Below are 13,132 nucleotides of genomic sequence, written 5' to 3'. Positions count from 1 at the left end.
TAATGAAACCAATTCTACCTGATTACAACAGCGCTGGTGTGCTAATCATCGGTGATGTCATGCTAGATCGTTACTGGTATGGCCCGACTGGACGTATCTCTCCTGAAGCGCCAGTACCTGTTGTGAAAGTAGAAAACAATGAAGAGCGTCCGGGTGGTGCTGCGAATGTGGCAATGAACATTGCTTCACTTGGCGGTCACGCTCACATTGTTGGTCTAACGGGTATGGATGAGCCAGCGAAAGTACTGACGGAAACGCTGAACTCGCTAAAAGTGAAATGCGACTTTGTGGCGCTGCCAGAGTACCCAACCATCACCAAGCTTCGTGTGATGAGCCGTGGTCAGCAATTGATTCGTCTGGACTTCGAAGACAAGTTCGAGAACACAGACGCAGAACCTGTGCTGTCTCGTATGGAAACTGCGCTACCAAGTGTGAAAGCAGTGATCATGTCTGACTACGCGAAAGGCTCTCTAGAACACGTGCAGGCATACATCCAGAAAGCACGTGCAGCAAACATCCCTGTCTTCATTGACCCGAAAGGTGCGGATTTTGAACGCTACCGCGGCGCAACACTGCTTACTCCAAACATGAAAGAGTTTGAAGACGTAGTGGGCAAAGTGAAATCTGACCAAGAGTTAGTCGAGAAAGCGCTGGCTTTGGTTGAAGAGTTCGAATTTGAAGCGTTGTTGGTAACACGCAGCGAAAACGGTATGACCTTGATTCGCCGTGGCCAAGAGCCGTTCCATTTGCCGACCCAAGCGAAAGAAGTGTACGACGTGACAGGCGCTGGCGACACGGTTATCTCTGTTCTTGCGGCATCTGTTGCTGCGGGCAAATCATTTGAAGAAGCGTGTGCACTGGCAAACGCAGCAGCAGGTGTTGTAGTTGGTAAACTGGGTACATCAACGCTTTCTGAGATTGAGTTGGCAGAAGCGATTCACGGTAGCCAAGACACAGACTACGGTGTGATTTCAGAACAAGCACTGATTGAAGCAGTGAAGAAAGCACGTGCGAAAGGCGAGAAGGTTGTGATGACGAATGGTTGTTTTGACATTCTACACGCAGGCCATGTGTCTTACCTAAACCACGCTGCTGAGCTAGGCGATCGCCTAATCGTTGCCGTAAATACTGATGACTCCGTTAAGCGCCTAAAAGGCCCTGGCCGTCCAGTAAACCCAACCGATCGTCGTATGGCGGTATTGGCAGGTCTTGGCGCGGTAGATTGGGTAGTACCTTTCAGTGAAGACACTCCGCAACGTTTGATCTCTGAAGTGTTGCCAAGCTTGCTAGTAAAAGGTGGTGACTACAAACCAGAAGAGATCGCTGGTGGTAAAGAAGTGATTGCTGCAGGCGGTGAAGTTCGCGTACTGAACTTTGAAGACGGTTGTTCAACCAGCGAAATCATCAACGCTATCAAAGGTGGTAAAGGTTAATTCCTTTCTCACCAAACTGACTATTAAAGGCCGCTTTTGAGCGGCCTTTGTTGTTTTTGGAGGAGTGAGTCTAACCACAAACGCATTCCAGTTCTTCCCCTTTTCAAGGGGGAGTTAGAGGGGGTTAATGCTCGGTCTAATTGAAAACCAATGTAGTCAATTAGATCGAGAAGCAACCCCTCCCTTAGAAAGGTGAGGGGAGCTAAAGCGCACTTGGCTTGGTTATTGACCCCAACAAAAAAACGCCAGCTGAAAAATCAGCTGGCGTCTTATGTGTTACTTATCTATCGATGTTTATTTTACTGGCTTAAGGCCTGCATCAACATCTAGGATATCTTGCTCGCTCAGTGTACCTACCGCTTGACGTAGCTGAAGGCCAGCAAGAATGTAGTTGTAACGAGCGTCTGATAAGTTCTTGTTCGCATCGTATAGACGACGAGTTGCGTCTAGTACGTCAACGATAGTACGAGTACCTACATCGAAACCAGCTTCTGTTGCTTCAAGTGCAGACTGTGCTGACACTACAGATTGCTCGTACGCTTTTAGTGCGCCGATAGAAGCGTTGATGTTGTTGTTCTGTGCACGCACTTCTTTCACAACACTACGGTATTCTGCTTCTAGATCTTCACTCGCAGATACGTAACCGAATTCCGCTTGTTTCACTTCAGACGTTGTACGACCACCAGTGTATAGAGGCACTGCTAGGTTCACACCAACATTGAAGCCATCTGTCGTGTTATCCGCTGTGCTCTCTGCTGTGTCAGAGTAGTTGTAACCACCGTCAAGAGATAGCGTTGGTAGGTGACCAGAGCTTGCTAGCGAGATGTTGTCGCGAGCGATGTCTTGTGCGATACGTGCAGACAGTAGGCTCAGGTTAGTTGTTTTCGCTTCTTCAATCAGAACTTCTGCTGGCTCAGAAGAGCGGCTTGCAGAGAAACGAGCAGTGTCTAGAACGTTCAGGTTCTTGTGCTCTTGGCCTGTGATTTCACGTAGTGATTCGTAGCTGTTGATCAGATCGTTTTCCGCCAATACTTCATCGGCTAGTACTGCATCGTACTGTGCTTGTGCATCATGTACGTCAGTGATTGCCGATAGACCTACTTCAAAACGTTGCTTAGTTTGTTCTAGCTGACGGCCAACGGCTGCTTTTTCTGCACGAACGAACACAAGGTTGTCTTGTGCACGCAGTACTTCAAAGTAAGCTTGAGAAACACGAAGGATCAAACCTTGTTGTGTTGCTGCGTACGTTGCGTCTGCACGACGAGCTGTTTTCTCAGCCGTGTCTAGTGTGATCCATGATGCACGGTTGTACAACTCTTGCGAGAAGCCAACACCTGCAGACAACACGTTTTGGTCGTTATCACGATCTCGCAACGTTGCGGTGTTCTCGTTGTAGTCAGTCTCACCACGAGCGATGTCGTAACCCGCTGTTAGGTTGATTTGTGGTAGTAGGGCACTGCGGCTAGAGTTGATTGCTTCAAAAGCTTGATCACGCTGCGCTGCTACACTGAGCAATTGAGGGTCGTTTTGTTTTGCTAAGTCATAGATTTCAGCAAGAGAGTCTGCCCATGCAGATGTGCTCATACTGCCTAGCGCTGCACTGATAAATAGTGGAAGCAGTTTTTTCATTTTCCATTCCCGCGGTATATAGATTGGTTAATTCTCAGTAGTTTAACTCAATTTGGACGATATTTACTCGAAACTTTGCACTTTTTTACACGTAATTATCCACTTGTGCAATAAATAATTGGGAAACGTTTAAAATAATTTATAACTATTGTACAAAAAGTTGAGCCAAGTCCTTTGAGCAAGCGAATAACAATGAGTAAACTACAAGATTCACTCAGAGAGGTGTTGAATGCAACAGTGTGACAAGCAACAAAATGATTTTACTCCCCAAGATGTGGAAATAATCTCAAAAGAAACCGTGTTTAAAGGCTTCTTTAAAATGGTGAAATACCGTTTTAAGCATAGATTATTCGCAGGCGGATGGAGTGGGATTGTCGAACGAGAAATGTTCGAACGTGGTCATGCTGCTGCCATGCTCCCGTATGATCCTGTGACTGATCAGGTAGTGATCATTGAACAGATCCGCGTTGGCGCATTAGAACATTCGCATCCTTGGCAGCTAGAAATTGTCGCTGGCATGATTGATCGTGACGAATCATCAGAAGAAGTGATTCGTCGAGAAGCGGAAGAAGAAGCGGGTATCCAAGTCGGACGTGTGGCTTCGGTTACCTCTTATTATCCTTCTTCTGGTGGCTGTTCTGAAAAGCTTGATGTGTTCATCGGTGAAGTCGATGCCACTAAAGCGCATGGCATTCATGGTTTAGACTATGAAAATGAAGATATTCGAGTTCATGTGATCAGCCGTGAAACTGCGTACAAATGGGTGAAGGATGGAAAATTCGAAAATGGTGCCTCAATCATTGCACTTCAATGGTTACAATTGAATCACCAAGAATTGACATCACAATGGGGACAAACCTCAAAGGTGGAGAAATAATGATGGCGCAAGTAGCTGAAAAACAGCGATACCATGTTGACTTAGCGGGTCTGATGAGAACTTATGAGACCAACTACGCCAAGCTGAACGCTTTGCTGCCTGTCTCTGCCGAAGTTGGTGATGTTCGTTGCTATCAAGCGGCGAACATGGTTTACCAACTGACCGTGAATGAAATCACAAAATACACCACAGTTGTTGAGATATGTCAGAGTGATGAAACACCAGTGTTTCCTTTACCTACGATGTCTGTCAGGCTTTATCATGATGCGAGAGTCGCCGAAGTATGCTCAAGCGGAGAGTTTTCTCGCATCAAAGCTAAATATGATTATCCCAACGACCAGTTGATGCAGAAAGATGAAAAGCATCAGCTTAATACGTTCCTTGGTGAATGGCTGACGTTCTGTTTACGAAGTGGCATTAGTAGAACGCCACTTGCCTTCAATTGATTGTCACGTCGCTAAGGGAAAATAACAAAAAAACAATATAGTGGACGAATCAGGTTTTCATTTTGCAATCATCTAGTGACAGCATAAAGCTATTACAAATCACGGATACTCATCTGTTTGAAGCAGATGAGGGCAGCTTGCTGAGCGTAAGAACCGCCGACAGCTTTGCTGCTGTGATACAAGAGGTTCTTCATCGTCAGGTGCAGTTTGAATACATTTTGGCAACTGGCGATATTTCACAGGACCACAGTGCAGAGTCTTATCAGCGTTTTGCTGAAGGCATCGCGCCGCTGAAAAAAGATTGTTTCTGGCTTCCGGGTAACCACGACTACAAGCCAAACATGGGCAGTGTACTGCCATCTCCTCAAATTCAAGCCGTTGAGCATCTAATGCTTGGCGAGCATTGGCAGTTGATTCTATTGGATTCACAAGTGGTAGGCGTACCTCACGGGCGCTTAAGTGATCAGCAATTGTCTCTGTTGGAAGAAAAGCTAGCGGAAAACCCGCAAAGACACACTTTGGTGCTTTTACACCACCACCCGCTTTTAGTTGGTAGTGCGTGGCTTGACCAACACACGCTGAAAGATGCAGAAGCATTTTGGCAAGTCGTGGACCGTTTTGAGAACGTAAAAGGCATTTTATGTGGTCATGTGCACCAAGACATGAATGTTCTTTATAATGGCATCCGTGTGATGGCAACGCCGTCAACTTGTGTGCAGTTCAAACCGAATTCCGATGACTTCGCCTTGGATACTGAATCTCCAGGTTGGCGAGAACTTGAGTTGCACAGTAATGGCGACATTACGACTGAGGTCAACCGTTTACCAGATGGCCAATTCCAGCCAGACTTTACCTCAAACGGATACTAATCATTATCACGCCCGAACCTTATGTTCGGGCTTACTTTTTTAACTTGAGGTGATCATGAGTAAACCTTCTTTGTTGCTTTATATCCATGGCTTTAACAGTTCGCCGCTTTCGATGAAGGCGAATTTAATGAAAGCGTTCTGTGAGCAGCAACGACCGGACATCAAGGTTATCGTGCCTCAATTGCCGTGTTTCCCTCAATTGGCTGCTCAATGCCTATTGGATATCGTTGAGCAATACAAAGACGACTACAACATTGGTTTAGTGGGGAGTTCTTTGGGGGGCTACATGTCGACTTGGCTTAATGCAAAGTTTGGCTTTCCTGCTGTAGTTGTTAACCCAGCAGTGAAGCCTTATGAATTGCTGGTGGATTACCTCGGTGAACAAACTAACCCATATACGCACGAAACCTATACACTTGAGGCCTGTCATATTGACGAGCTAAAAGCACTTGATGTACAAAGCATCGCGTCGCCTGAGAGCTTCTGGCTTTTACAGCAAACGGAAGACGAGGTTTTAGACTACCGCCAAGCCGTAGAAAAGTTCGTAAACGCGAAACAAACGGTAGAAGAAGGCGGTGATCACAGTTTTGTAGGCTTTGAGCGTTATCCTGCTCAAATCATTGAATTCCTAAAACTGTAATACTAACGAGACGATTGGAATAGGCTCATAGTTTTCATTGCTATATCCAACCGTTTCTTGACATAGTTGGCAGGCTTTCCGACTATGTTTTGCCAAAAAGATCTTAAGGGTATGAAGCCCTGACTACTTTGTTATGCGTGACCTTATCTTTGATAAGCATGCAGACGAGGTAGCTTTTTCGTTTCTCGAGTATGGCTCGCACAATTGCGAGGCTCGGGTTACAAGTAAACTTTGAGAACAATTCCGTATTATGACTGAACAATATAATGCTGGTGCCATTGAAGTACTGAATGGCTTAGAGCCAGTACGTCGCCGACCAGGGATGTATACGGATACAGCGCGCCCAAACCACTTGGGCCAAGAAGTTATCGATAACAGTGTCGATGAAGCGCTAGCCGGACATGCCTCAAAAGTACAAGTCATCCTACATGCTGACCAATCACTAGAAGTGATCGATGATGGTCGAGGCATGCCTGTTGATATCCACCCAGAAGAAAAGGTATCAGGTGTTGAACTGATCCTATGTAAGCTTCACGCAGGTGGTAAATTCTCTAATAAGAACTACCAATTCTCTGGTGGTCTGCACGGTGTAGGTATCTCTGTTGTAAACGCGCTGTCTAAGCGTGTTGAAGTGACCGTTCGTCGTGATGGTCAGGTGTATGAGATTGCTTTTGAACACGGTGATAAAGTTTCTGACCTAACGGTTGTCGGCACATGTGGTCGTCGTAACCGTGGTACCAGTGTGCACTTCTGGCCAGACGCGAAGTACTTTGATTCTGCAAACTTCTCAGTAACTCGTCTGGTGAATAACCTACGAGCGAAAGCAGTTCTTTGTCCTGGCCTAGAAATTACTTTCACAGATAAAGTAAACAACAAAGACTACAAGTGGTTCTACGAAGATGGTTTGAAAGACTATCTAGCGGAAGGTGTAAAAGGTTATACCGTTCTGCCAGAAGAACCATTTACTGGTGAATTCTCAGCGGAAACCGAAGCGGCTAACTGGGCGGTGATCTGGCAACCAGAAGGCGGTGAGATGATCACGGAAAGTTACGTGAACCTTATCCCAACCGCACAGGGTGGTACGCACGTTAATGGCCTGCGCCAAGGTTTGCTCGATGCTATGCGTGAGTTCTGTGAATTCCGTAACTTGCTGCCTCGTGGCGTTAAGCTAACCGGTGATGACGTTTTCGACCGTTGTTCATACGTGCTATCGGTTAAGATTCAAGACCCTCAGTTTGCGGGTCAGACCAAAGAGCGTCTCTCTTCTCGTCAAACCGCTGCGTTTGTATCAGGTGTTGTGAAAGACTCATTCAGCCTTTGGTTGAACGAAAAACCACAACTTGCAGAGCAACTTGCCGAAGTTTGTATCGCGAATGCCCATCGCCGTATGCGTGCGAGCAAAAAGGTTGTGCGTAAGAAGGTGGCCTCAGGCCCAGCACTGCCGGGTAAGCTGACAGACTGTTCTGTGCAAGACCTTAACCGCACCGAAATCTTCTTCGTGGAGGGGGACTCGGCGGGCGGTTCAGCTAAACAAGCACGTGATCGTGAGTTCCAAGCGGTAATGCCACTGCGCGGTAAGATCCTAAACACGTGGGAAGTCTCTGCAGACCAAGTTTTGGCTTCTCAAGAAGTGCACGATATCTCAGTTGCTTTGGGTATCGACCCAGACAGCGACAACCTAGACAGCCTGCGTTACGGTAAGATCTGTATCCTTGCCGATGCGGACTCGGATGGTCTGCACATCGCAACGCTATTGTGTGCACTGTTCACACGTCACTTCCGTGCGCTGGTTGAAGCTGGTCATATCTACGTAGCGATGCCGCCTCTGTATCGTATCGACTGTGGTAAAGAAGTATTCTATGCCCTAGACGATGATGAAAAAGATGGCGTATTAGAGCGCTTGTCGAAGAAGAAAGCCAAAATCAATGTGCAACGATTCAAAGGTCTGGGTGAGATGAACCCACTTCAGTTGCGCGAAACAACCATGGATCCAAATACGCGTCGTCTGGTTCAGTTAACCATTGATGACTCAGCGGCGACCATGGAAATGATGGACATGTTGCTTGGTAAGAAACGAGCAGATGACCGTCGTTCTTGGCTACAAAGCAACGGCGATATGGCAGAGGTTTAACGGATGTCTACAGAAATTACTTATGATGGCGTTGAACAGTTGCCAATGCGCAAGTTCACTGAAGACGCTTATCTGAACTACTCGATGTACGTAATCATGGACCGCGCATTGCCATACATTGGCGATGGTTTGAAGCCGGTTCAACGACGCATCATTTACGCAATGTCGGAGCTTGGTCTTTCGGCATCAGCGAAATACAAAAAATCAGCACGTACCGTTGGTGACGTACTGGGTAAATACCACCCGCATGGTGACTCTGCGTGTTACGAAGCGATGGTACTCATGGCTCAGCCATTCTCTTACCGTTACCCATTGGTAGATGGTCAAGGTAACTGGGGTGCGCCAGATGATCCGAAATCATTCGCGGCAATGCGCTATACCGAAGCGAAACTGTCTAAGTTTGCTGAAGTACTGCTAGGTGAACTGGGTCAAGGCACGGTTGAATGGCAACCTAACTTTGATGGCACGATGAAAGAGCCACAAATGTTGCCTGCACGCCTGCCTCACATCCTGCTAAACGGTGTAACTGGTATCGCGGTTGGTATGGCGACGGATATTCCGCCTCACAACGTTCGTGAAGTGGCGGATGCAACCATCCACTTAATCGACAACCCGAAAGCAGAACTGCCTGATGTGATGCAGTTTGTGAAAGGTCCAGATTACCCAACAGAAGCTGAAATTACTTCACCACAAGCAGATATCGAGAAGATTTACCGTAACGGTCGCGGCAGCATCAAGATGCGTGCGGTATGGCACAAAGAAGGTTCTGACATCGTCATTACCTCTCTGCCACACCAAGTCTCGGGTGCGAAGTTACTAGAGCAAATCGCGAACCAAATGCGCGCGAAGAAACTACCAATGGTAGACGACCTTCGTGACGAATCGGATCACGAAAACCCAACACGTATCGTAGTGGTGCCAAAGTCAAACCGCGTTGACTGTGATTTGTTGATGAATCACTTGTTCGCTTCAACCGATCTTGAGCGTAGCTACCGTGTTAACTTGAACATGATTGGTTTGGATAACCGTCCTCAAGTTAAAGGTCTGGTACAAATTCTGTCTGAGTGGATTGAATTCCGTCGTACTACTGTACGCCGTCGTCTACAACACCGCCTAGACAAAGTAATGGCTCGTCTACACATCTTGGAAGGTTTGTTAGTTGCTTACCTAAACCTAGATGAAGTGATTGAGATCATTCGTACTGAAGACGATCCAAAAGCAGTGCTGATGGAGCGTTTTGGTATTACCGATATCCAAGCGGATGCAATTCTAGATACCAAACTTCGTCACCTAGCAAAACTAGAAGAGATGAAGATTCGTGGTGAACAAGACGAACTAGAAAAAGAACGTGAGAAGCTAGAGCAGCTATTGGGTTCTGAGCGTCGTCTAAACACACTACTAAAGAAAGAAATCAAAGCAGACGCAGAGAAATACGGTGATGACCGTCGTTCTCCATTGGTTGAGCGTGCAGAAGCAAAAGCGCTAACAGAACGCGACCTAGTACCAAGTGAGCCAATCACAGTGGTACTTTCAGAGAAAGGCTGGATTCGCCATGCGAAAGGTCACGATGTAGACGCAGAAGGCTTAAGCTATAAATCTGGTGATAACTACCTAGCGCATGCGCGTGGTAAGAGTAACCAGCAAGCGGTGTTCTTCGGTAGCGATGGTCGAAGCTACTCATTAGAGTCACATTCATTGCCGTCCGCTCGAAGCCAAGGCGAACCGATTACAGGTCGCTTGAATATCACAGCGGGTAGCAGCATTCGCCAAGTGATCATGGGTGAAGATGAGCAACTGTGGCTAGTTGGCTCTGACGCGGGTTACGGCTTTGTATGTAAAGGCTCTGAGCTACTGTCTAAGAACCGAAGCGGTAAAGCCTTGGTGACTCTACCGGCCAACTCTGAGGTGATGACACCGAAGACGATTGCTGATTTGGATTCTGATGAAATTCTCGCGATTACCAACCAAGGCCGCATGTTGTTGTTCCCAATTAAAGACCTGCCGCAATTGGCGAAAGGTAAGGGTAACAAGATCATCAACATTCCTGCAGCGAAAGCGAAAGAGCGTGAAGAGGTTCTGTCTCACTTGATGGCATTGCCACAAGGTGCTTCTCTAACGCTTTATGCGGGTAAGCGTAAGCTAGGTTTGAAACCAGCAGACTTAGAAAACTTCCGTGGTGAACGTGGACGTCGAGGTAGCTTACTACCACGCGGTCTACAGCGCGTAACACGAATTGAAATCGAGATGGGCGGAAGCTCAGAAGTTTCAGAAGAACCAAGCGACAGCGAATAACGCACAAACAAAAATCCCAGCCAATGGCTGGGATTTTTTTATGCTTCTTGCTTGTCTTCGGCGATGGTGACTTTTAAATTCATTTCTTTACCCTTGCGGATAATGCCAACATCGACGGAGGTGCCCGGACGTAGGTCAGTGACTATGTCCATCACGCTTTGGCGTCCTTGAACTTTAGTGCCGTTAATACTGATGATGATGTCTTGTTTCTCAAAACCAGCCGCACTTGCGGGACCATTTGGATCAATACCAAGAACCACAATACCACCAATGTGCTCGTTACCTAGCAAGCGAGCAGTTACCGCATTAATATCTTGTCCATCAATACCGATATAACCACGGATCACGCGACCATCAGCGATGATCTTCTGCATGATTTTGTTTGCTAGCGGTGCTGGAATTGCAAATGAGATACCGTAGGTCTCAAGATCTGTCGCTTGTTGGAATGACGCGGTATTGATACCGACCAGTTCACCTTGAGTATTCACCAATGCGCCACCGGAGTTACCTTCATTGATAGCGGCATCGGTTTGGATAAAGGCTTGGCGACCATCACTGATGGACGAGCGGCCTGTCGCAGAGATAATGCCGAAGGTAGTCGTCTGGCCTAAGTTGTATGGGTTACCAATGGCAAGCACCACATCACCCACTTGAGGTTTGTAGTCAGCATTTAATGGGATAACAGGCAGATTAGAGCCTTCAACACGTAAGATCGCAATGTCTGTACGCTTGTCTGTACCTACCAATTGAGCAGCAGCAACACGGCCATCTTGCAAGGCAACGACGATTTGGTCAGCTTGAGCGACAACGTGATAGTTGGTAATGATGTAACCTTTTTCGCTCACGATAACCCCAGAACCTAGTCCTTGAGTCGATAGCTTGCTGCGATCATTTTCCACATATTTGCGGCTGTAGATATTCACCACTGCAGGTGCTGCCTTTCTTACCGCTTGGTTAAAAGACACTTCTAGCGATGCGATATTGCTCGGTTGCGGGTCAACAAGGGCGGTTGGGATAACATTGCTGCGCAAAGATGGAACGGCGAGTAATACGATAACGGCAGTTGCTAAGCCTAAAAAGACAGAACGTAACAAAAAGCTAAGCATAACCTCTCCATGATTGAGCGCCCAATTGGCATAGAAAACTGAAGGATAGCATTACATTGAAAAATAACAAAAGGGCAAGACGCGATCGTCTTGCCCTTTTAAAAAACCATGACATAAGAAGGAAAGTATTTGAGCGCTATCACTGATAAATATGTTGCTAGCGCTCGTTTGCTTTCTGCTATGTGATTGTTGAATGATGTCTATTAACGGATAACTAAGTAAACCGTCCGATCACCACGTTGAACGTTTATCGCGAGTACACCTTTGTGTTTTTCAACAATCGCGCGCAGTTCTGCTAAATTCTTCACACGCTTACGGTTAACACCAATAATGATATCGTCTTGCTCAAGTTGGTATTGTGCCGCAGGAGAGTTTTCAGCCACACTGGTCACCTTAACACCTTGGATTTTATCGCTTGGCGTGGTGTTGCTGAGTTCTGCACCTTTAAGGCCTTCGTGAAGCGTTTCCGCTTTCGCTTTCACATTGGTCGATTCACCTAACGTCACATCGAAGGATTTCTTCTTACCATCACGAATCACACCCAATGTGATCTCTTTGCCCGCACCGAGCGTTGCGACTTTTGCGCGTAACTCGGAGAAGGTATCAATCGACTTACCGTTTACGGAAGTAATCACATCACCGGCTTTCAGGCCTGCTTTATCTGCAGCGCTATCAGGCACTACTTGGCTAACAAACGCACCTTTACTCGATTCATAACCTAATGCTTCTGCCAGTTCTGAAGTGACCTCGCCACCTTGTACGCCGAGCATGCCGCGTTTCACTTCACCAAACTCTAGAATTTGGTCAGTTAAGTTTTTCATCATGTTAGATGGAATCGCAAAACCGATACCAACATTACCGCCATTCGGACCAAGAATTGCTGTATTGATACCGATCAGTTCACCATTGAGGTTAACTAAAGCACCGCCTGAGTTACCGCTGTTGATGGCCGCATCTGTTTGGATGAAGTTCTCGAAGTTCTCCACATTCAAGCCGCTTCGACCCAGTGCCGAGACGATACCCGAAGTGACGGTTTGACCAAGGCCAAACGGGTTACCAATCGCAACCGTGAAATCACCAACGCGTAGCTTGTCTGAATCGGCGACTTTAATCTGAGTCAGATCTTTTGCTTTCTCTAGTTTGAGTAGAGCAATGTCTGACATTTCATCTCCACCCACTAATTCTGCATCGTACTCTCGACCATCGTACAAACGGACACGGATGTCATCAGCGCCTTTAATTACATGGTAGTTTGTGACGATTTGCCCTTTGTCGGCGTTAATAATAACGCCAGAGCCTAAGCCTCGGAATGGACGTTCGCGAGTTTGCTCTGTTGGAAACTCAGGCCCAAAGAAGAACTGAAACTGCTCTGGGATACGGCTGGTTTGAACTTGTTTACCTTCAACCGCAATACTCACAACCGCAGGGGTCACTTTTTCGAGCATCGGGGCAAGGCTAGGTAACTGCTCCCCATCCACACTTAACGGCAGCGCCGCAGTCGCAGTAATTGGGGTGATGATTGAACCCAAGCTTAAAGATAGAACGGTTAGCGCAAGCAATGGTTTTTTCATCCAATAACTCCTCTTGAAACAGGTCTGTCAAAAAGAAATATCCGAACCGTTAGTTCTATACGGTTATTTAGTTATATAGGGATTAATTCGGATAATCAAAAGGTGGCGACAGCACACAGGTTGTTAGAGATGAGTTGC

10 protein-coding genes are annotated in these 13,132 nt (G+C 46.8%); 7 read left to right on the top strand and 3 right to left on the bottom strand.

Annotation, left to right across the window (positions count from 1 at the left end):
* The first annotated feature begins 2 nt into the window (after positions 1–2).
* A complete protein-coding gene (hldE, locus tag A9237_RS06260) occupies positions 3–1,433 on the top strand; it encodes a bifunctional D-glycero-beta-D-manno-heptose-7-phosphate kinase/D-glycero-beta-D-manno-heptose 1-phosphate adenylyltransferase HldE (protein WP_005436078.1) in 1,431 nt (476 codons plus the stop codon).
* Between the two features lie 294 nt (positions 1,434–1,727).
* Here the strand turns inward: hldE and tolC are convergent, their stop codons facing one another.
* Entirely contained in the window at positions 1,728–3,062 is a 1,335-nt protein-coding gene (gene tolC / locus A9237_RS06255; RefSeq protein WP_078607858.1) for an outer membrane channel protein TolC, read from the bottom strand.
* A gap of 229 nt (positions 3,063–3,291) precedes the next feature.
* Here tolC and nudF point away from each other — a divergent pair, with 229 nt between their 5' ends.
* From nudF to parC, 6 genes are all read left to right on the top strand, one after another.
* Entirely contained in the window at positions 3,292–3,939 is a 648-nt protein-coding gene (gene nudF, locus A9237_RS06250; RefSeq protein ID WP_078607857.1) for an ADP-ribose diphosphatase, read from the top strand.
* Between the two features lie 2 nt (positions 3,940–3,941).
* Positions 3,942–4,385, top strand: coding sequence for a DUF1249 family protein (locus A9237_RS06245; protein WP_009707750.1), 444 nt, complete (start codon positions 3,942–3,944; stop codon positions 4,383–4,385).
* 62 nt (positions 4,386–4,447) lie between these two features.
* Positions 4,448–5,254 (top strand): 3',5'-cyclic-AMP phosphodiesterase, encoded by an 807-nt coding sequence (gene cpdA, locus A9237_RS06240; protein ID WP_039842404.1) that lies wholly within the window; start codon positions 4,448–4,450, stop codon positions 5,252–5,254.
* 55 nt (positions 5,255–5,309) lie between these two features.
* Entirely contained in the window at positions 5,310–5,894 is a 585-nt protein-coding gene (yqiA, locus tag A9237_RS06235) for an esterase YqiA (RefSeq protein WP_078607856.1), read from the top strand.
* Positions 5,895–6,144: 250 nt separating this feature from the next.
* The gene (gene parE / locus A9237_RS06230; RefSeq protein ID WP_005436086.1) at positions 6,145–8,025 is read left to right on the top strand and encodes a DNA topoisomerase IV subunit B; all 1,881 of its coding nucleotides are present in this window, start codon (positions 6,145–6,147) and stop codon (positions 8,023–8,025) included.
* A gap of 3 nt (positions 8,026–8,028) precedes the next feature.
* The gene (parC, locus tag A9237_RS06225) at positions 8,029–10,317 is read left to right on the top strand and encodes a DNA topoisomerase IV subunit A (RefSeq protein ID WP_009707747.1); all 2,289 of its coding nucleotides are present in this window, start codon (positions 8,029–8,031) and stop codon (positions 10,315–10,317) included.
* Positions 10,318–10,355: 38 nt separating this feature from the next.
* Here parC and degS read toward each other — a convergent pair whose 3' ends face one another.
* A complete protein-coding gene (gene degS, locus A9237_RS06220) occupies positions 10,356–11,423 on the bottom strand; it encodes an outer membrane-stress sensor serine endopeptidase DegS (RefSeq protein ID WP_005436089.1) in 1,068 nt (355 codons plus the stop codon).
* Between the two features lie 203 nt (positions 11,424–11,626).
* Positions 11,627–12,994 carry a Do family serine endopeptidase gene (locus A9237_RS06215; RefSeq protein ID WP_009707746.1) on the bottom strand — a complete coding sequence of 456 codons (1,368 nt, stop codon included), beginning with the start codon at positions 12,992–12,994 and terminating at the stop codon, positions 11,627–11,629.
* Between the last annotated feature and the right edge of the window lie 138 nt (positions 12,995–13,132).

The sequence above is a fragment of the Vibrio owensii genome (assembly GCF_002021755.1).
Lineage (GTDB): Bacteria > Pseudomonadota > Gammaproteobacteria > Enterobacterales > Vibrionaceae > Vibrio > Vibrio owensii.
Note: the sequence above shows the minus strand (reverse complement) of the source record. Positions and strands in the feature narration are given on the sequence as shown.